This is a genomic window from Paenibacillus wenxiniae, from assembly GCF_039822605.1.
Lineage (GTDB): Bacteria > Bacillota > Bacilli > Paenibacillales > Paenibacillaceae > Saccharibacillus > Saccharibacillus wenxiniae.
In genome coordinates, this window is sequence record NZ_JBCGUH010000004.1 from 405,890 (window position 1) to 426,808 (window position 20,919).

General features: G+C 44.4%; 17 protein-coding genes. 14 read left to right on the forward strand and 3 right to left on the reverse strand.

What is annotated here, in order from left to right:
* The 9 genes from AAHF22_RS10475 to AAHF22_RS10515 all read left to right on the forward strand — a co-directional run.
* A partial coding sequence (locus AAHF22_RS10475) for an ATPase, T2SS/T4P/T4SS family (protein WP_347324926.1) occupies window positions 1–444 on the forward strand: 444 nt, incomplete at its 5' end.
* Window positions 445–538: 94 nt separating this feature from the next.
* Window positions 539–1,333, forward strand: a complete 795-nt coding sequence (locus AAHF22_RS10480) for a type II secretion system F family protein (RefSeq protein WP_371834051.1) — start codon at window positions 539–541, stop codon at window positions 1,331–1,333.
* Window positions 1,334–1,425: 92 nt separating this feature from the next.
* Window positions 1,426–2,256, forward strand: coding sequence for a type II secretion system F family protein (locus AAHF22_RS10485; RefSeq protein ID WP_371834052.1), 831 nt, complete (start codon window positions 1,426–1,428; stop codon window positions 2,254–2,256).
* Window positions 2,257–2,268: 12 nt separating this feature from the next.
* Window positions 2,269–2,466: a Flp1 family type IVb pilin gene (locus AAHF22_RS10490; RefSeq protein WP_347324929.1), complete on the forward strand. Its 198-nt coding sequence runs from the start codon at window positions 2,269–2,271 to the stop codon at window positions 2,464–2,466.
* 7 nt (window positions 2,467–2,473) lie between these two features.
* The gene (locus AAHF22_RS10495) at window positions 2,474–3,133 is read left to right on the forward strand and encodes a TadE/TadG family type IV pilus assembly protein (protein ID WP_347325013.1); all 660 of its coding nucleotides are present in this window, start codon (window positions 2,474–2,476) and stop codon (window positions 3,131–3,133) included.
* Window positions 3,134–3,203: 70 nt separating this feature from the next.
* The gene (locus tag AAHF22_RS10500) at window positions 3,204–5,543 is read left to right on the forward strand and encodes a hypothetical protein (RefSeq protein ID WP_347324930.1); all 2,340 of its coding nucleotides are present in this window, start codon (window positions 3,204–3,206) and stop codon (window positions 5,541–5,543) included.
* A complete protein-coding gene (locus AAHF22_RS10505) occupies window positions 5,512–6,504 on the forward strand; it encodes a TadE/TadG family type IV pilus assembly protein (protein WP_347324931.1) in 993 nt (330 codons plus the stop codon). Before AAHF22_RS10500 ends, AAHF22_RS10505 begins: the two co-directional genes overlap by 32 nt.
* A 119-nt stretch (window positions 6,505–6,623) precedes the next feature.
* A complete protein-coding gene (locus tag AAHF22_RS10510) occupies window positions 6,624–7,133 on the forward strand; it encodes an A24 family peptidase (protein ID WP_347324932.1) in 510 nt (169 codons plus the stop codon).
* Window positions 7,134–7,223: 90 nt separating this feature from the next.
* Entirely contained in the window at window positions 7,224–9,347 is a 2,124-nt protein-coding gene (locus tag AAHF22_RS10515) for a DUF6382 and FHA domain-containing protein (protein ID WP_347324933.1), read from the forward strand.
* An 897-nt stretch (window positions 9,348–10,244) separates the two neighbouring features.
* On the opposite strand, the gene AAHF22_RS10520 is transcribed toward AAHF22_RS10515, so the two are convergent.
* Window positions 10,245–11,174 carry a TIGR01777 family oxidoreductase gene (locus tag AAHF22_RS10520; protein ID WP_347324934.1) on the reverse strand — a complete coding sequence of 310 codons (930 nt, stop codon included), beginning with the start codon at window positions 11,172–11,174 and terminating at the stop codon, window positions 10,245–10,247.
* A 1,280-nt stretch (window positions 11,175–12,454) separates the two neighbouring features.
* Between AAHF22_RS10520 and AAHF22_RS10525 the strand changes: the two genes are divergently transcribed.
* Both AAHF22_RS10525 and purU read left to right on the forward strand, forming a co-directional pair.
* Complete coding sequence (locus AAHF22_RS10525; protein WP_347324935.1) at window positions 12,455–13,573, forward strand: deoxyribonuclease IV; 1,119 nt, start codon at window positions 12,455–12,457, stop codon at window positions 13,571–13,573.
* A 282-nt stretch (window positions 13,574–13,855) separates the two neighbouring features.
* The gene (gene purU, locus AAHF22_RS10530) at window positions 13,856–14,752 is read left to right on the forward strand and encodes a formyltetrahydrofolate deformylase (protein WP_347324936.1); all 897 of its coding nucleotides are present in this window, start codon (window positions 13,856–13,858) and stop codon (window positions 14,750–14,752) included.
* 585 nt (window positions 14,753–15,337) lie between these two features.
* On the opposite strand, the gene AAHF22_RS10535 is transcribed toward purU, so the two are convergent.
* The gene (locus AAHF22_RS10535) at window positions 15,338–15,475 is read right to left on the reverse strand and encodes a hypothetical protein (RefSeq protein WP_347324937.1); all 138 of its coding nucleotides are present in this window, start codon (window positions 15,473–15,475) and stop codon (window positions 15,338–15,340) included.
* Window positions 15,457–15,870 carry a hypothetical protein gene (locus AAHF22_RS10540; RefSeq protein ID WP_347325014.1) on the reverse strand — a complete coding sequence of 138 codons (414 nt, stop codon included), beginning with the start codon at window positions 15,868–15,870 and terminating at the stop codon, window positions 15,457–15,459. Before AAHF22_RS10540 ends, AAHF22_RS10535 begins: the two co-directional genes overlap by 19 nt.
* A gap of 254 nt (window positions 15,871–16,124) precedes the next feature.
* Here AAHF22_RS10540 and tkt point away from each other — a divergent pair, with 254 nt between their 5' ends.
* The 3 genes from tkt to AAHF22_RS10555 all read left to right on the forward strand — a co-directional run bounded on the left by tkt (window position 16,125) and on the right by AAHF22_RS10555 (window position 20,749).
* Window positions 16,125–18,182 carry a transketolase gene (gene tkt / locus AAHF22_RS10545; RefSeq protein WP_347324938.1) on the forward strand — a complete coding sequence of 686 codons (2,058 nt, stop codon included), beginning with the start codon at window positions 16,125–16,127 and terminating at the stop codon, window positions 18,180–18,182.
* Between the two features lie 270 nt (window positions 18,183–18,452).
* Complete coding sequence (gene ppnP / locus AAHF22_RS10550; protein ID WP_347324939.1) at window positions 18,453–18,764, forward strand: pyrimidine/purine nucleoside phosphorylase; 312 nt, start codon at window positions 18,453–18,455, stop codon at window positions 18,762–18,764.
* A gap of 629 nt (window positions 18,765–19,393) precedes the next feature.
* Complete coding sequence (locus AAHF22_RS10555; RefSeq protein ID WP_347324940.1) at window positions 19,394–20,749, forward strand: glucose-6-phosphate isomerase; 1,356 nt, start codon at window positions 19,394–19,396, stop codon at window positions 20,747–20,749.
* Window positions 20,750–20,919: the final 170 nt, after the last annotated feature.

Here is a 20,919-nt window from a genome sequence, read left to right on the forward strand (position 1 = left end):
ATGCTACAGGCGATGAATACAGGTCATGATGGCAGTCTATCTACCGGTCACGCGAACAGTTCACGCGATATGCTCAGTCGTCTGGAAACGATGGTGCTTAGTGGAGCTGAGCTTCCGATTCAGGTTGTACGGCAGCAGATTAGCTCGGCTATTGATATTTTTGTGCATTTGTCGCGTTTGCGGGATCGCTCCAGACGCGTTGTCGAGATCTCCGAAGTACGTGGCATAATCGATGGCGAAATTGTCTTGAATCCGCTGTTTCTGTTTGAAGAGCAAGGAGAACATGAAGGCACAATTGCAGGCCAGTTGATACCAACAGGTAATTTGCTCATTCATACCGATAAGCTTCGCGCCGCTGGTGTGGAGGAATGGAGACAACTGGCAGCCATCGGCAATACACCCTATCATGCCGCCAATATAGAGGTGGAAAGAACGTCGGAGTAGAGAGGAGGAGCTTGGAGTGAATAGAAACAGTCGTTCTTCGCTAGGTAAACCACAATCTAATCCACCAGCAAAGTCCAGTGGATCACGTCAAACGATAAAACCGCCTGTAAATAAACGTCCATCTATCGATGCCCCATCGCCTACGCTGGTCGATTATACGACCTATCAGCTAAGCATCGTACAGCGAGTTAGCTGTATGATCGTGTGCGGAGCGGTCTTTGCAGTTGTGGGCTATTTGTTCTATCACAGCTGGATAGTAGGTGTCGTACTGGCAGGCGCAGCCTGGTTTACACCACGCTTACTGCGCAACTATTTAATTGAACGCAGGCAACAGGCATTAAGTGCTCATTTCAAACAGGCACTCTATTCCTTATCTTCATCGCTGGCAGCAGGACGCTCTGTCGAAAATGGATTTCGCGAAGCGGCACAGGACTTACAAATGTTATACCCGGATGGTGATAACGATTTGATTCGCGAGCTGACGATCATTACGACGAGGATGGATTATGGACAGCCGATTGAGCAAGCGCTGGAGGATTTTAGTATTCGTGCTGCCAGTGAAGATATTGCCAATTTTGCGGATGTATTTATTACGTGTAAGCGAACTGGCGGCGATCTGGTAGAAGTCGTTCGCAAAACATCAACGATTATCGGCGAGAAGCTGGATATCCAGCAGGATATTATGGTGATGATTGCGCAAAAGAAGTTTGAGTCATACATATTGATGGCGACACCGTTTATATTTTTGATCTTTTTAAATGTGGTCGCTGGAGACTTTATGAAGCCGCTGTATGGCAATCCACTCGGTATTGCTATATCTACCGTTTGCTTGCTGGCGCTGACCGGTTGCTTCATATTAATTCGCAAGTTTATGAATATTCGGGTGTGAGCTACATTTGCTACTCGACCTGAAAGGAGGTGAATCAACTGATTGGAGTGTGGCTGGAAGGATTGATTGCAGCTTCGTTAATCGCAGGCTGGATGGTATTGTATCAAAGCGCCGATGAGAAGCATAAGCAGCTAGCTGGAGTGCCATTTGAGATGATCAAGCTGAGAAGATTTACGCCTGCATGGCTGGTGTTGTTGGAAAAGGTTCGGTTTGTAGCTCGCTTTCCCGGTATATTTTATCGTGTTCAAAGCTATATTCAAAAAGGATTCGGGGTCCATTTGAGCGGAGAACGAACATTATTGTACATTGCCGAAATGACAGGCTACTGCTGGCTGTTACTGACAGGTGGCTGCATCGTATCGGCGCTAAACGGTGGAAGTATCACCTGGCTGGCACTATGCACATTGCTTGCTGTCGTATTACCAGCTTCGCTCATACGCGATTTGCAAAAAAAAGTTCAAGAACGTGAACAAGAGATTCTGATGGAATTGCCAGAGCTGTTAAACAAAATTGTGTTGCTTGTTGGAGCGGGTGAAACGGCGCAGCGAGCGATTACGCGCTGTGTGCAGCGGAAGCAGACAAGTGCCTCTACCCATCCGCTATATCGTGAGCTGTTTCAGATGCTTAATGAGCTGGAGAACGGCTATCCATTTCAACAGGCATTAGAATCGTTCAGCAAGCGCTGCGGCGTGCAGGAGGTGTCTGTATTTACGACAACGGTACTGCTCAACTTCCGCCGTGGTGGCGGAGAGTTCGGACTGGCACTGCGCGAGCTGTCTCGCACATTATGGGATAAACGTAAAGCGGTCAGTCGTATGCGAGGAGAACAGGCATCGTCCAAGATGGTACTGCCTATGGTGATGATTTTCGTAATTGTAATGATTTTGGTCGGCACGCCGGCATTTATGATGATGAATATGTAGGAGGAATAACGAATGACAAACGTACTTACGCAATCCTGGAATGGGATGAAAAGCTTTTGGAAGCAAGAGGATGGAATCGGAACGCTGGAAATGGTGCTGATCGTAGCGGTCATTTTGATGATTGCGCTGGCGTTTAAAGAAAAGATTACTAAAGTTGTAGACGGTATGCTTCAATACATGGGCAATAAAAGTGAAGAATTTAAAAATTAATACGGCCATGACAAAACAGAAATTTTGGAGGAGTACGCGCGGAAGCTTCACGATTGAAGCTTCCATCGTGTTTCCAATTATCTTGTTTACGACGCTGCTGTTACTGTTTTTTTGTATGTATTTATATCAAAACACGATGCTCAAACAAGCTGCCTCCAAAACATCTGAGCGTGCAGCCTATTCGTGGGATAACAGTTATAAAGATCCGAGCACTGGCGCATTTGCAGAAGGTGAGAATGACGGCTTGTACTGGCGACTTACTCAAGATGAGATGTTGAGCAAGCTATTTGGCTGGGGGGATGCGGCAAGTGGTGCTGAAGTTTCCATTCCAGCAGGAAGCGGCGGATCACTACCTCAGACAAAGCTATCTGCTGCTGCCTCCTGGGTTCCTGGTGAAATGAGTGGAACGATTAAATACGGCAATGGGATGCTCGTTCGTTCGGTTGAGACTCATTTATCACGCCCGATTTCATTTCCGGCACTGGAGCGAACGCTGAAAAAACCACTTCATTCCGAGATTGGAGCAGGCTCGGTTATTGTGGAACCGGTTGAATATATTCGTAATATAGAACTGATGCGCTATTATGCAGCCAAAGCAGCAGGGGTAGCTGGACCTGTACTAAAACTGGATAAAGCCGGAGCGATTTTACAGTGGTTTGGCTTATAAGGATGGGCGGAGGAATGGTATAGCATATAGCATGGATGCTGGGATGATGGAAAAGCGTAGTGGAGGGACTATGGGGAGAAAACGACGTTCAGCTCGTAGATGGCGTGTCTGGGTGAGAACGATGCGGCGCCGAGCAACTGATGCTCGCGGTGCGGTCACTATTTTTATGATTGTTGTACTTGCCGGTGTGTTTTTGTTTACAGCGGTGTTTATTGATTATGCACGTATTGCAGCTATGCAGGTTCAGGCCGAGCGGTTAACACATGCATTACTGCGATCGGTCATGTCGGCTTATGAGCCGGAGTTTCAGTCAGGTTATGGTCTGTTCGCTTTTGGCGAAAGTGATCCGAATACATTGCTTGATATCGCTGCGGCTGACAATATGAGTTATACCGATCTGGATAACAGCTTTCATCTTATTCCGTTACAAGTAGGTGATACTTCGATTGCGATGAGCCGTCCGCTCGGTAAATATGATGTATTCAATCAGCAGGTGCAGGAAGAGATGAAATATAAAGCACCGATCGATTTTACCGTGGAGGTTGTAGAGAAACTACGTAGCATGTCTATTATTATGAAGGAAACGACGCAGACAGTAGATGTGTTGAACAAGGTTCGCGTTCCTTATGAAAAGCGAGAAAAAGCTATTGATGATCTGATCGCCCTCCAAAAGAAAACCGCACTGGATGTAAAAGAACTGGCGAAACTGGTTATGCATCCTACAACAAGCAATATCGCTGCCAAAAGTATCGGCTCTATCCAATCGCTCGCTGATATAGCCGCGCAGTTCGGCGATTACACAAGCAAAATCGCTGAGGACAAAAAGCGTAAAAAGAACAAAAAGTCAGCGATTCATACGGAAAAGATAGCGAAGTATAAAAGCAATGCGTCCAGTCTGATCAGCAAAGTTATGCCTAAAGCAAATCGATTAACACTTGATCATGAATCTACATACCAAGATGCTACTGCCTTAATGCAAACGATTCGTGAACAAAATCAAAAGATCATTACAATCATCAAAGAAGCCAAAAGCCGAGCTGCAAATGCGGCTTATGATCGTGTTCGTAATACAAACACGCCTGGTAGTAACAATGCATCGGCAAATTCATCAGCAGAAACGCAAATTGCTGAGCTGCGCAAAAATCTGGAGCAACTTGTACTACCCGAAGAGTTAATGAATCGGATGGAATTGACGTATACGAGTCAGCAGACAGACTATACGGCGATTAGGACGGCTGTACAAGTGGCAACGAGTGAAGCTCAGCAGCAAATTTCACGAACATCTGGTAATGCTTCGGTATTGGAATCCAAAACGATTGCTGCTGCTAAGCTGCTGGATCACTATGTACAAGCATATACAGGCAAACCGGACTCACCTTCAGGTGCAGTTGGCAAAATTGAGCAGGATGTGTCGACTGCTCGTGCAGGCACCGATACGGTTGCTGCCGATGAGAAAAAAGCAAAACAATCAATGAAAAAGGCAACGGCGATGATTGCTACCATCGCTGCCGTTGGAGCTGGCGCCAAAGCAGCAAATGTAAGCTTTGACGAGGTGGACGGCTACTATACATCCAATCTGGAGTTCAACCGAGTGGTAGGTGGCGGCTCTGATGCAGAAAAGTCTCTAAACAGCGATCCTTACGATGAAAGCCAGGAATCGATGAATACGATGGATATTCTGTTTGGTGGTATTTCCGATGTGCTTATGAAAAGCCGTAATGAATTTTTTATGAATGAATATGCGATTCATTATTTTCAACCGTTTGATGTGATGATGTGGGGGAATTTGCTTGATTCTGTAAAGCAACGTGATGCGTCGCTGGCAGAAGGGTTTCCGATTGATGATGTGATGAACAGCGGCAGTGCACAAGAGGTGTTGACGATGCTGACAGTGGATCAGCAGCAATTGGAATATATCGTGTATGGATTCAATGGTCCGGTTGCGAATCTGACCGCAGCGTATACTGAGATTTTTGGTATGCGACTGGCTATTCGTACCGCAGAGGGTCTGGTGAAAAATGCACGATTAGGACATCCGCTAGCAGTTCTCGCAGCCGGAATTGCTTATGGTGTAGAACGTGCCATTATGGATATGTTTGATTTGTTTAGCAAAGGCCATACCAATCTTTCAGATTATTTGAAGGTGGAGTTTGAATATCGTGATTATTTGCGGTTATTTTTACTGCAAACGAACAATGAGAACAAAATGTCTCGTATGCTGGCGCTTATTCGCTACAACACAAAAATCAATCCACAGGAACGCGATACGTATGCGACTGCCCATATACGCACCGGAATGAAAATATGGTTTTTGCCAGGCATTACGAAAATGCTGCAATCCGGTTATAACAATAGTTCAATAAAGCAGGGTGTATATTATGCGGATCAACAAGCGGATTACAGTTATTAGTCCCATGAAACGACTGGGTGGTGAAGAAAGCGGGAGCATCGTACTGGAAGCGGCGATGGTGCTTCCGATCTTTTTGTTCGTTGCTATTTTTCTCGTCTATATTGTACAGATGACATTGTTATCCACGGCGCTGAACAACACGGCATCCGATACAGCCAAGTATGTAGCGACACATATGTATCCGGTAAAAATAGCAACGCAGGCGATTGATAATGCGCCCATTATGCAAAAGCTGAGTCTGACGGATCTGGCGGCGAAGTATAGCTCAGCGTTTCCTCCGCCACTAAATGACTGGATTCAAGATGCTGCCAGTACAGGCGATACACGTCTTCGCCAGCTTAAAAATCAGGCGGCTGCGGCTGTACTCGATTCATCGATCAAACCGCTCATTGAGCAGGTTTCTTCAGATAATGGACTGGATTACGACCGCATTCATGTGACCGAAGTAACGGTACCTGATTTTTCCGGTGATCCTTATTTTGGAGTCGAGCTAAGTTATGAGCTTCCGTTTAAAGTGCCGCTTATTTTCAAGCCTATTATGTTGCAGGCACGTGCCACCGAGCGTCTATGGATTGGCGATACAGGAGAAGCGAAAGCAGCCTCTAGCGATGAGAGCAAAGAAGAGACAGGGGTACGTGTCGTATCCGTTCCTCATCCTGCACATCCCGAATCACTTATCTCTATTGCAGCAACAGCTCCAGCTCATGCACGCGTCAAGCTTGAAGTGCATTATAAAAGTGGTGCTAGTAAAGCTCAAGGTCTTGGTGAAATGATAGCGGACGCGAATGGTAACCTGATCTGGACATGGAAAATTCCTTCTTCAGCTGCGGCAGGCTGGGCCACCTATGTGTTGACGACAGAAGATGGACAGCAGATTCGCGGTACATTTGAAATTGCTACCTATGACGGTCGTCCTGTAGTCTCAGGCGCCTCAGCGACAGGCGCTTATCGAGCACAGTAATATGAATATGAGAGCAATACGCCGAACGTTTTGAAGTGAAGGAGTGAGCGTAAAACGATAAAAGTAAATCAGCGAGTACGGCAAACAATGTACTTTCGCAAAAAAGAGGAGTCAAATGAATGGAAACGATGTTTATAGGCAGTGGCGTGTTTATTTTATGGGCATGCTGGACCGATATTCGTGCACGCAAAATTCCGAATGTACTGAATCTGATCTTTACGCTTACCGGGCTAATGTATCATATCGTGGATGCAGGTTGGGAAGGCGCATCGTTTGCCGGTAAAGGGATGCTGCTAGGCTTTGGTGTTATGCTGCTATTGTATGTGCTGCGAGCGGTTGGAGCGGGTGATGTGAAGCTATTTGCCGGGATTGGTGCCTGGTTTGGATTAGCGATGACGGCGCAGGTTATGATGTATTCCATTTTATTTGCTGGCTTGATCGGTGTTGTAATTATGATCTGGCGCCGCGAAACGATTGTCCGTATGCGAATGATATTTTGGCGCATTATCGGGGCTTTATTTTGGAAGCAATCGATTCGACCAGATCAGGCAGAGCATGAGCAATATTTAACATTTCCGTTTATGACAGCTGTATTGCCTGGTATCGTTTTCTGTTATTTATATGTATAAAACTATGGATCAATATGTATACGATTATGGATCAAGCAGTGAGATGTGCAGAGTGAAAGATTGTTATGGAGTAAGGAGGGGATCGTGTTTATGGGGAGCCTATTAACACAAGATTTTATTCAGGATGGCAAAACATTCATGATTATTGATAGAGAGCAGAGTTTTGCATCCAGTGAGTGGAGTCGAACACAAACAAGCATGATGCTGTCAAGTCGCATACAAGGTATATTGCAATTACATTTGCATGAACTGAATATGAAATCGCAGCTTCGTTACGATATTACAGGCAAGCGAATGTTAAAGCACTGTCTACAAAGTGAAACGATTGGTATCGCTGAATATGTGGGTTTGTTATTACAGCTTGTGTCGACGCTGGAGGAGAGCAGCCAGTATATGCTCTCATTGCCTAATTATATTTTAGATGAGGATTACATGTTTATGGAGGGTACATTACAGGCTGGACGATTGTATATAGCTTATGTGCCTGTAACGGAACCGCTGACAGATGAGCTGGTGCAGGAACATATTGCTTATCTGGCTTCGCAATGGATTACGGCTGTACGCGAGCTTCATGGGAATATCGTACAGCAAATTTTACGATATTGTCAGGATCAGTCATTTACACTGGCAGGGCTAAAACAACTATTACTGCATCAGCTTGCCGGAGGAACATTTGCTACCGAGCGTCAGCCCAATCTATTTGGAGCATCATATGTACCAAGATCAGATGATCGTGACTGGACATATGCTTCAGGTGAAGAGGCTATATTATCAGCAGAACAAGCTTCCCGTTATCATAACGGTAATGCAGTGCAGCAGAGTTCTTCTGGTCAGTCTTCAATGGATTCACACTATCAGTATCCAGCAAGTGCCGATGAAATGCAGTATAGTAGTTCTCGGCAGAAGCTAGGAGAAAATGGGCAGTCACATGCTGCATTCAAACCTACACAGGGAATTGCAGGATTGTCATCCGCCAGCAGCTTAACCGTAACCCCGTCTACCAAACCTAAATTATCGCTATTTAACGCTAAAAAAAAGCAACCTCCATCCAGTCACTATCCAGATTATCAGGACACAGGTGACATAGAAGAACCCAAAAAGCTTCCCTCCTCGTATCGTACGTATTTACTGGCAGGTAGTGCTTTGTTGATTGCGATGATCTGGCGTTACGGATATGTGGAGCATGGAAATGATCTGACGCTATATGGTTGTGTAGCATTAACCGTTGCAGTAGTGCTCACAATCTATCTGGTGCTCAAAGGGAAAATCTCTATTGGTCCGAAAAATAATGCAGTGGCTGAGCCTGGACATATTCATTCAGTCCCTTCCCGCACTGCTGCTCCAATCCCATCGGGACGCGCTGGTAAGGATGCTCAAGAAGAAGCTGAATCCTATGGACAGGAGCCGTTGCGCTGGAATCCAGAAGCTGTCTATACCGAGCAAGAGGGGCATTCACCGGCATACAGGATGAATGGCAGTGCAACGAATGTTGCTGCTTATTCTGCTCCATCGCAGGAGTCAATTGAACAGAGAGAACGTAGCATTGCCGAGTTGTTTGGTTCTTTTTCCTATGCCTCTTCCAGAAATCGGTCTGAAACTGCTAATGGAATGGAAAGTAGCGAAAATGGGAATGGAAACAGGAACGGAAATGAGTATCTATCGGATGTAAATGGGGTAGCGGAAGCTGACCGTGCTTATGCAGCACATGCCCATCGTTCAGGTACGCCTATGGCTGAACAATCGGTTAGCACATCTGGTGAATTTTCTAAAGAAGCGCGATATTTTGAAAAGGAAGCATCAGGATATATGAATCATGCTCCTACCGAGACATTATCTTCACATATGGCAACGGTACTATTAGATGAGCATGATAGATCAAATCAGGCATGTAAGAGTGAGAATGAATGGAATGGTTATTTAGAACGCCGCGACAGGGAAGGAGGCAGTAAGGAATCGATTCGTCTGCGCAGGGGAAGCTTTATTATTGGACGAGCGGAAGATGGGGTGCATTATCACGAGAAATCAGTCGGTACTTCACGCAATCATGTGGAACTAGAAGTACGCAATGGACAGATGTTCATCAAAGACCTAGGCTCGCGGAATGGTACTCAACTTAAAGGAGAATCGCTCGTCCCGTATAAATCGTATCCAATCCAAGACGGAGATAGCTTTACGATCGCCAGAGCGTTGTATACACTGCGGCTAACTAGCTGATGAGACGAGTAGTATGGTGACGGTAGAAGTAAGCGTATAGAAGTGAACATATAGGAGTGAACATATAGGCGTAAAGGAGTAAGCATATAAGTAAGCATATGTATGTAGATGTAGAATAGGTAGCTTTATAGCAATCACAATTATATTTTATTTCAGTAAAATAGTAGTTTTATTTTAGCTATAACACGGTTTGACTTTTATAGAAATAGAAATAGAAATAGAAATAGAAATAGAAATAGAAATAGAAATAGAAATAGAAATAGAAATGCGACATAAATAAATGAATAAAACGACAATACCGCAGCAAGTAAACTAAAAGTATCGCATTAGCAAAATAGATACACAGAAGTAGCAAGTTAGCAGAATAGTGGAAAAGAAATTGCTTCATTAGCAAGATAACAAGAGCGAGATAACAAGGCAACAACAAAGTTAATAAGATAGCGAAGAAGAAGCCTAACAGAAAAGGATTGCCACACATGCAGCAAGCTAAAACAAATCCCCATAAAGATAGTTTATAACTAGTTTACAGTCATCACTAAACAACACTGAATAGAAAGAACCGAAGCTCATTAGAAATTAACCTAATCTAGCCAAATCTTTTCAAACCAAGTTACCAAGTTAAATAGAGATGCAATGAGCTAAACTTAACCCAATAAACTTTCTTTTTCTAATTAAGCACTGTCGCATTGAATACTGCATATTAAAAAATACACACCACTACCCGCAATTTGAGATCGGTCCTACTACATTTTTGCATCAGGACAGATTCACCAATTGCGGGCTGTTGTGATTAATTTAGCGTTTCACAAATGTTGGGATAATATCTCAGCGTATGATGAAGTCTAAATAAAGTGTAATTTATTGAGATAAAGTATAATCCATTAAGCATATTACATATCATGCACGTTTGTTTTTATGCACGGCAACTTCTTTACCTTCTAGTTCCGCAATGGCGGAGCGCAGATCAGGATAGTGGAATGTGAATCCGTGATCCAGTGCTTTTTGCGGAATTACACGTTGACCTTGTAGCAAAATGGCAGACATTTCACCAAGTACAGGTTTAATTGCGAAGGAAGGCACATGGAACCAGTGTGGACGATGCATCACTTTGGCAAGAGTAGCGCCGAATTCTGCATAGCGTACAGGTCCTGGCGATGAAGCATTGACAGGTCCTTCCACTTGTTTATTTTGAATGCAAAAATCAATTAATCTCACGATATCATCAATATGAATCCATGATACCCATTGGTGGCCGGAGCCGATTTTGCCGCCAGCATATAGTTTGTACGGCAAACTCATTAATGGATATGCACCACCATCTTTGCCAAGCACCAGACTAATACGCAGTTTGATCAGCCGCACATCTTTAATGCTATCTGCTACTGCTTCCCATTGCTCTGCTAGGCTAGAAGGGAAATTCATCGTTCGCCGCTCACTGCTTTCATCAAACGTTTCATCATCTGATGTGCCATAGATTGCCATTGCGCTCGCTTGTACAACGACTTCTGGCTTATGCTGTAGCTTTTCCAATGCTTTCGATACGATATTAACTGTACGCATACGTGATTCTACCAGATCCAATTTTGTTTTGGTTGTCCAGCGTTGATTAAGCGATTCACCGGATAGATTCACCAGTGCATCGATGCCTTCGATTGTTTCTGGGCGCTGTTCCAGGTCATCCCATGTCATATAGTTAACTCGTTCTGCTGCCGAACGTTCTGGCGTCAAATTACGAGTTACAATAGTTACCTCATGTCCTTCATTAAGCCAGTATGGAACAAGATGTTTACCCACAAAGCCTGTACCGCCACAAATTACAATTTTCATAATAAAGCCTCCTTGATCAGATGTGAAATATAGATCATTATGCAATATACGGAATGAAATATACGGATTAGCGGGTGTAGGCTGAGCCATTGGATCGCCAAAGCATAATGGCATGGGATAGAATACTTAAATTATACGGCAATATAATGTTGAAATTGCGTCAACGTATCTATCGTCAACGTATCTATAAAGTAGCGATTATCACTTAATTATAGAAACAAGTGAAAATTGAATAGTAACGAGGGAAAACACTCCCCATGCCATACGTTTGCCATAGGTTAGATACATAGTTCAGTTCATGAGATATATAGTTCATGCTATAGCATTGACCACGTTCAATCATTCGTTTTTCGAGACGATCATATCGATAATGTAAAGCTTGAATCCGATCCAACATTTACTCCAATCCAAAATTTACATTGAACGTAATCAAGAAACATAACCAAGAAACGTAATCAAGCAATTAATACTTTGACCGCCCTAAATATAAAGGTCCCAAATATAAAATAGAATGTATCTCAATAGAGATAAGTTCATGTTGTAATACAGGTAGGGATTTCGTAAATCAACTAGACTTTATATTTGAGTGGTCAAGATATTTGAGGTGGTCAAGGTACTAGAACAATGAACAAACTATTTATATCCTGTTTGGTATATTGGTATATTAGTATATTAGTATATTGGTATAGAGGTAAGATCAGCCATGTATCAAGTTTATACTGTTGTCACGTGGTGTTGCCTTATGATGTTTAATTGGAGCATCAAGATTATGCGATTGTCTCTATCCGAACATGCCCGTTCACGCATGCGAGTATAAGATTCGAGCATCCTTTCATGTATGCTATATAATCTATTACCCATGAATGGCATCGACTGACCGTTTATCATCTTTATCATTTATTCATGCACGATTTCTAGCTTTCTGGAACCATTCACGTTAAAATAGGTGAGATTCCATTGGCGGTTTCATCCGTTCTAGTGAGACCTTGCGGACATACTGTATATATTATGCGGCTTGTTCGCGAAGTTGCTCTATTGCTCTATATAGACGGAATATGCTCGATATAAACGATAGAGCTAGTGGCTATATAGGCTAGAGTTATCCGTTTGTTCGCATGGTCGTTAGCATCAATGAGCTTAGTCGTTAACATCCATAAGCCATTAGAATGAATGGAACTGGTCGTCAGTAAAACAGAGCAAGTACAGAGTGTCAGACAGAGTAAGTACAACATAATGAAGCACAGCCTAATAGAGTAGCTTTCACCAGGGAGGAAAAGAACGTGTTGAAAATTGGTTCTCATGTATCGTTTTCAAATAAAGGTCTGCTTAGTGCAGCCAATGAGGCAGATGAGTACGGATCAAGCTCATTTATGATCTATACGGGAGCACCGCAAAATACGCGGCGTAAACCGATGGACACGATGTTTATCGAGGAAGGCAAAGCCAAAATGGATGCGATGGGTGTGGAAGAAATTGTTGTTCATGCTCCATACATTATTAATCTAGGTTCTTATAAAGAGCACACCTATGAGCTGGCTGTTAACTTTTTGCAGGAAGAAATTCATCGTACTCATGAGATCGGTGTACGTAATATCGTATTGCATCCAGGTGCATTTACCGATATGGATGCCGAATATGGAATTAAACGGATTGCGTCTGGTTTGGAGCAAGTGCTGGCTGGAGTGCGCGAAACCGATGTGAATATTGCACTGGAAACGATGGCTGGCAAAGGAACGGAAATCGGACGCAGCTTTGAAGAAATCGCTCGCATTATGGACCTTGTACCGCATAATGAGCGTTTGACCGTATGCTTTGATACCTGTCATACGCATGATGCAGGCTATGATCTGGTCAACAATCTGGATGGGGTGCTGGAAGATTTTGATCGTCTGGTTGGACTTGACCGTATCGCAGTCGTGCACGTCAACGATAGTAAAAATCCGGTCGGCGCTGGTAAAGATCGTCATACTCCGATCGGTTCTGGATGGATTGGCTATGAAGCGATTCAGCGCGTTGTTCATCACGAGAAGCTAAACAATCGTCCTTTTATTTTGGAAACCCCCTGGATCGGCAAAGATGCGAAAAAGCAGCATCCCATGTACGAAATTGAAATCGCCTTGCTGCGCGGCGACGTTGCTGGACGGTTTGGTAATGAGTTTGTGGACGATGTGGGCAAGCTGCATCATTTCTTTGCTGGAAAAGGAGTCGATGCACGTACGTATGTGCTGGATACATGGGCGGTACTGAAAAATGATGCCAAGGCACGGAAAGCAGATCCGCGTGAGCCACTGGAGCGTCTGTATGATATGGTCGCTGAGGAAGGACTGTTCACGGCGCTGCGTGAGGAGCAGATCAATGCACGCCTGATCGCGTGGCTGGCAGGTAAACAATCGCTATAATTGTCACATAGAATTGTACTTATCCGATAGAGTTGTAATTTCCCTATTTATAAGGATAGATAAGCGTAATAATCCCGGTTTGCGCCGGGATTATTTTTTGCATGTTCTTTTTCGCTTTAATGCGGTATATTAAAATAGTTAATTTCTAGCTAATGGGCAAGAAATCTATTTACTTTGTGTGACATATCACATAGATTGTAATATAAGATATTTTGCCATATCGGCTGATTTGGTAAAATCATATGCCATTGTATCGTTATTTAAGGAGGAAATGAATTTCTTATGGAAGTACATGTTAAACAAAATCGATCTGCACGTGAACCACAGGATAACCGTGCACGTATGCTCATCTCCTGTCCGGATGGACCAGGTATTGTAGCAGCCGTTTCTCAATTTTTGTATGAGCACGGAGCTAATATCGTGCAATCGGATCAATATACGATGGACCCGGATGGCGGTATGTTTTTCATGCGTGTCGAATTCGATTTGCCCCAATTGGCTGACAATCTGGAATCACTGCAACAGAGCTTTGAACAGATCGCTGGACGTTTCCAGATGAAATGGACGATCAATCAGGTAAGCCGCAAAAAGCGTCTCGCCATCTTTGTTTCCAAAGAAGATCATTGTCTCGTTGAATTGTTATGGCACTGGCAGGCAGGCGATCTGGACGCAGAAATTGCTATGGTTGTGAGCAACCACAACGATATGCGTAGCTATGTGGAATCGTTTGGTATTCCATTCCATCATATTCCGGTTACAGCGGATACGAAGCAGGAAGCAGAGCGTCGTCAACTGGAAGTGATCGGTTCGGATATCGATGTGATCGTGCTGGCACGTTATATGCAGATCATCTCTCCATCCTTCATCGAGCATTATCGTAACCGTATCATCAATATTCACCATTCCTTCCTACCGGCATTTGTCGGCGGTAAGCCGTATGCGCAGGCCTATAATCGTGGTGTGAAAATTATCGGTGCAACCGCGCATTATGTAACTGAAGAGCTGGATGGCGGACCGATCATCGAGCAGGACGTACAGCGTGTGAGTCACAGTGATAATGTGAATGAGTTAAAACGTATCGGTCGTACGATTGAGCGTGTGGTACTGGCTCGTGCGGTACAATGGCATGTAGAAGATCGGATTCTAGTACACCAGAATAAAACGGTTGTATTTAACTAATCAAGCCGACAGTACTGATTAAAATCATACTGATTAAGATCATATTGATTACGATCGTACTGATTACGATAATGCTGATTATCAGTACAAAAGTATTGAAGCTGAATTGGTATGGGATACGCTAAATATGTAATTTATATAGAAATGCCACTCCCATTATGGGAGTGGCATTTTTGTATTGAAGATGAAGTCTGGGGTAGCCGATGTTACACATTTTTTGAGCACACAAATCTACCTATCCTACTCTCTGGATGCCTGTACGAGATCGAAGTCTGTCGACTTATTCTTTGCCAGCGTAGTGTTTGTCCTAGTAAAAACAGTTTGCGTATACGCTCTGGCATAATATCGGCAATTTTTAATATACATATGTTCAACATAAATAGGTTCAAGCAAAATCTCATAACAGCCTTTCCACCCAACTGACAAGATGAAGTTATTTCTTCAGCTTCGGATTTGGGCTGTCGGCGCGATGCCAAAGGCTGTTATTTTTAATGAATCTAATCCGTTTAATGTGCTGTTAATACTAAAGTGTTATTTTAAAATAGTTTTAAAGTAGTTTAAAGCAGCTTTAAAGTGGCTTTTAAGTCATTTCAGTTGAATAAAATTAAAATGATTTTGATTTTGATTTTGATTTTGATTTTGATTGAGCTTGAGCTTGAGCTTGAGCTTGAGCTTGAGCTTGAGCTTGAGAGCGACTTTACTATCTATTTCCCATTCTGCCATCTACCTATAGCACCAAGCACTACTCCATACAACAGATGCCCAATCAACCAGTACATATACGCGTACCCGTCATGAGTCGCAGGCACACGATCTGACATCATTGTCAGCGGGAAAAATAATAATGATGATGCCAAACCGAGTGCTAATCCCGCCAGCCACGGATGTTGCCAGCGTGTGATCCACCAGCGGAACACAACACCAAGTACTAGCGCAACGACAAGATGCATCGTAAATTCCAGCCATTCCGGCAAACGTGGTGGCAACAAGGGTACAAAATCAATATTCAGCAATAAAGTATAGACGAGCGTTCCTGTAAGGTATTGAATCCATTTCAATACCAGTCCGAGCACGATGCCGCTGATCAATCCAGCAAGCAATCCCTGTCTGATGATCATACGCAAAATGCAGTCCTCCTCTTTTCGTATAGGGGATATTGGGTATAAATACAGTGGGGCAAAATAACGATATGGTAAACTGTCGAAACTAGTGTTACAATGGACAAAGGGTTAATAAGTCAAATTGAAAGACTCAAGGGACATATTTCATTTGAGATGTATTGCATATGTATTCAAATGAAATAGACGATCTTGTTTCAAATGAAATAAGAGCCGAGCACCTCGCTTTACCAAGAAGAATGAGGAGGATTAACATGACTGACAAGAAACAAGAGCAAGAACAAAGTATCTCCAAATCCGAAAACTCCAATGTGGACAATCTTTCGATTTCCACAATTCGTACGCTTTCGATCGATGCGATCGAGAAAGCTAATTCTGGACACCCTGGTATGCCAATGGGCTCTGCGCCAATGGGCTATCAATTGTTCGCTAAAACAATGACACACAATCCGGCTAATCCTACATGGGTAAACCGCGATCGTTTCGTACTATCCGCAGGTCATGGCTCCATGCTATTGTACAGCCTGCTGCACCTGTCCGGCTATGGTCTGGAAATGGACGAAATCAAAAACTTCCGTCAATGGGGAAGTAAAACTCCAGGTCACCCTGAGTACGGTCACACTGCTGGTGTAGATGCAACAACTGGCCCACTCGGTCAAGGTGTAGCGATGGCAGTAGGTATGGCAATCGCTGAATCACATCTGGCAGCTACTTATAATAAAGGCAATGCTAACGTAATCGACCATTACACATATGCAATCTGTGGTGATGGCGATATGATGGAAGGCGTAGCAAGCGAAGCGGCTTCAATGGCAGGTCATATGAAACTGGGCAAACTGATCATGCTGTACGATTCCAACGATATTACGCTGGATGGTAAAGCAGGTCTGTCCTTCTCTGAAAATGTAGAAGATCGCTACAAAGCATACGGCTGGCAAGTGCTGCGCGTAGAAGACGGTAACGATCTGCCAGCAATCGAAGCTGCACTGGCAGAAGCGAAAGCTGATACTTCCCGTCCAACACTGATCGAAGTGAAAACAGTGATCGGTTACGGTAGCCCGAACAAACAAGGTATCGGCGGTCACGGTGGTACTCACGGTTCTCCACTCGGTTCCGCAGAAGCGAAACTGACAAAAGAATTTTACGAGTGGACATACGAAGAAGATTTCTATGTACCAGACGAAGTACGCGAGCACTTTGCAAAAGTGAAAGAACGCGGCGTAGAAGCGAATCAAGCATGGAACGACATGTTTGCTCAATACAAAAAAGAAAATCCGGAACTGGCAGCTCAATTTGAGTCCGCATTCTCCGGTAACCTGGCTGATGGCTGGGATAAAGAACTGCCATTCTACAGCACAGAAGACAAAGCGGTATCCACACGCGTTGCTTCCGGTAATGCACTGAATGGTCTGATCAACGGTGTTCCTCAGCTGGCAGGCGGTTCTGCTGACCTGGAGAGTTCCACAATGACTCACCTGAAAGGTCTGGACAACTTTACACCGGAAACTCGTGCTGGCCGTAACATCTACTTCGGCGTTCGCGAATTTGCGATGGCTGGTGCAATGAACGGTATTGCGCTGCACGGTGGTATTAAAGTGTTTGGCGGTACATTCTTCGTATTTACCGACTACCTGCGTCCAGCAGTGCGTCTGGCTGCGCTGATGGGTCTGCCTGTAACGTATGTACTGACTCACGACAGTATCGCTGTTGGTGAAGATGGTCCTACGCACGAGCCGATCGAGCAACTGGCTTCTCTGCGTATTATTCCAGGTCTGACTACAATCCGTCCTGCGGATGGTAACGAGACTTCGGCTGCATGGGCACACGCTATGGAAAACAAAGGCGGTCCAATCGCGCTCGTACTGACTCGTCAAAACCTGCCAATTCTGCCAGGTACAACAGAAGGCGTACGCGAAAACATTAAAAAAGGTGCTTATGTTGTATCTGATGCCAAAGCGGGTCAACCGGTAGCACAACTGATCGCAACAGGTTCCGAAGTTCAACTGGCTGTTAAAGCACAGGAAGCTCTGGCTGCGGAAGGTATTGAAGTTCGCGTAATCAGCATGCCAAGCTGGGAACTGTTCGAGAAACAAGATCAAGCATACCGTGATTCCGTATTGTTGCCTGATGTTAAGCCTCGTCTGGCGATCGAAATGGCACAAACTTTCGGTTGGGAACGTTATGTGGGTGACAAAGGCGCGATCCTGGGTATTACAACCTTCGGTGCTTCCGCTCCTGGTGACCGCGTAATCGCTGAGTACGGCTTCACTGTAGACAATGTTGTACAAAAAGTAAAAGGTCTGCTGTCCTAAGCTTTTTGTATCCATGATAAGCCGCTTAGCGGTAAATGATTCGTACCGTATAGCGACTGTCTTCAGAGCAGAGCGCATGCGGTGCAGATCATGCATAGAATGAATTGCTTACAAGGTGCAGAGGTGGCCAAGCGCCGCCCTGCGCTTTTTTCTGATATATGTCGGGTGCTGTAGAAATGATTTCAATGTGAGTTTACTAGTTTTGCTAGAAATGATTTTGCAACAGTTCCGAGAGTAATGCCATTACACATGCAGGGAGCGGAATGACGAATGAGCCAATTCGAAAATGTAACGGTAATCAAGCAAGCGAATGTATATTATGACGGTAAAGTGACCAGCAGAACCGTGCTGTTACCAGACGGAAACAAAGTGACGCTGGGCATTATGTTGCCAGGCTCCTACGAGTTTGGTACAGACCAACATGAAACGATGGAGATTCTGGCAGGTAAACTGTCCGTGCTGCTACCAGGTAGCGAAGAATGGCTGCATATCGATGGTACAGCGACATTTGAAGTGCCAGCGAATACACGCTTCAAGCTGGAGATTAGCACGGTTACCGACTATTGCTGTTCATACGCCTGATCGCTCTTATTTTAAAGCCATAACATAAGTCATTGGCTGCTGTCAGGTGGCTGCATTATACTGGCGACTGGGTTAGCTTGGCCGAATGACAATTTGTCTTTTACGCAGTTGTTCGGTTTTGGACATGCGATTATTCGGGTAAGCATATCGATGTGTGCCACGTTTCCCTGTGTTCCTACATCCAGAACATTTCCGCTCCGCTGGATACAGGTGAATCGGCACGTTGATGACGGTAGTCGTTTGGTGTCTGGTTGCATGTTGTTTTGCATAAGATAAGTAGGACAGCGACGATCTATTGGACGCTGAGTATAGCTATTTTTGTGATACAGCTGAGCATAGTTACTTTTATGGTATAGCTGAGTGTGGCAGCTTTTGTGATGTATAAGTCTGTCGCGCCGTCTGATCGTCTTGTCTTAGGTTTGAAAAACAGACGTGGTGCATTCACGCTAATTGCAATGACACTGACTTGCATTCCATTGCAGGAGCACTTGCTTGCATTGCCATGAGCATCGCGTCATACTTAACATTGGGTTTGCCTCATACAGCTAGTGGAAAAAGACATTAGGCTGTCAGAGGGATGGTGCAGCGTAGTCTGCATACAGCATATAATAATGGGAGGGTATTGAATTATGTCTAAAAAAGTGAAATTTGACTACAGCAAAGCTCTTTCTTTCGTTGCTCAACATGAAGTGGATTATTTTGCAGAGCCGATTCGTCTGGCGCATGAGCAGCTTCACAACGGCACAGGCGCAGGTTCGGATTACCTCGGCTGGATCGATCTGCCAAACAGCTATGACAAAGACGAGTTCGCTCGTATTCAAAAAGCAGCAACGAAAATCCAGAGCGATTCCGATGTACTGATCGTAATCGGTATCGGTGGTTCGTATCTGGGTGCGCGTGCAGCGATTGAAATGCTGAGCCACTCGTTCTACAATGTACTGCCAAAAGACAAACGCAAAACGCCAGAAATCTACTTCGCAGGTAACAACATCAGCTCTACGTATGTGAATCATCTGCTGGAAGCGATCGAAGGTAAAGATTTCTCCGTTAACGTCATTTCCAAATCCGGTACAACAACTGAGCCGGCGATTGCATTCCGTATTTTCCGCGCAGAATTGGAGAAAAAATACGGTAAAGAAGAAGCAAGAAAGCGCATCTATGCAACAACTGACCGTGCAAAAGGCGCACTGAAAACACTGGCGGATGCAGAAGGCTACGAAAGCTTTATTATCCCTGATGATGTAGGCGGACGTTATTCTGTACTGACTCCAGTAGGCCTGCTGCCAATCGCAGCCGCAGGTATCAACATTCAGGAAATGATGGACGGCGCAGCCGCAGCTGCAAAAGAATACAGCAATCCGAATGTAGCTGGAAACGAAAGCTACCAGTATGCAGCGGTACGTAACGCATTGCATCGCAAAGGTAAAGCGATCGAAATTCTCGTGAACTACGAGCCATCGCTGCACTTCGTATCTGAATGGTGGAAACAATTGTACGGCGAGAGCGAAGGTAAAGACTTCAAAGGCATCTTCCCAGCAGCCGTTGATTTCTCGACCGACCTGCACTCTATGGGCCAATTCATTCAAGATGGTAGCCGCAACATCTTCGAAACAGTGATTCAAGTCGAAGAAGTGGGCAGCCACATTACGATCGAAGAAGATCCAGAAGATCTCGATGGTCTGAACTTCCTGGCTGGTAAAACACTGGACTTCGTTAACAAAAAAGCATTCCAGGGTACACTGCTGGCACATACCGATGGACAGGTGCCTAACTTGATCGTTAACATTCCAGATCAAACGCCATATTCATTTGGCTATCTTGTATACTTCTTCGAGAAAGCTTGCGGTATTAGCGGATACCTGTCTGGTGTGAATCCGTTTGACCAGGAAGGCGTAGAAGCTTACAAAAAGAACATGTTTGCTCTGCTGGGCAAACCGGGCTTTGAAAAGCAAAAAGCGGAGCTGGAAGCACGTCTTTCCGAATAATCCAGCGCCTCTTTGCTCGAATTTGCGGAAGAAGCTTCTGTAAAGGTCTTTTCGACAGCGCTACTTTTGATGTAAAATAGGATAAACTTCACGAGGAAAGCAGTTCTCTGACCGGAGTGTCGGGGGGCTGCTTTCTTGATACCTAAATATGGTGTATGATATCTTTAGTA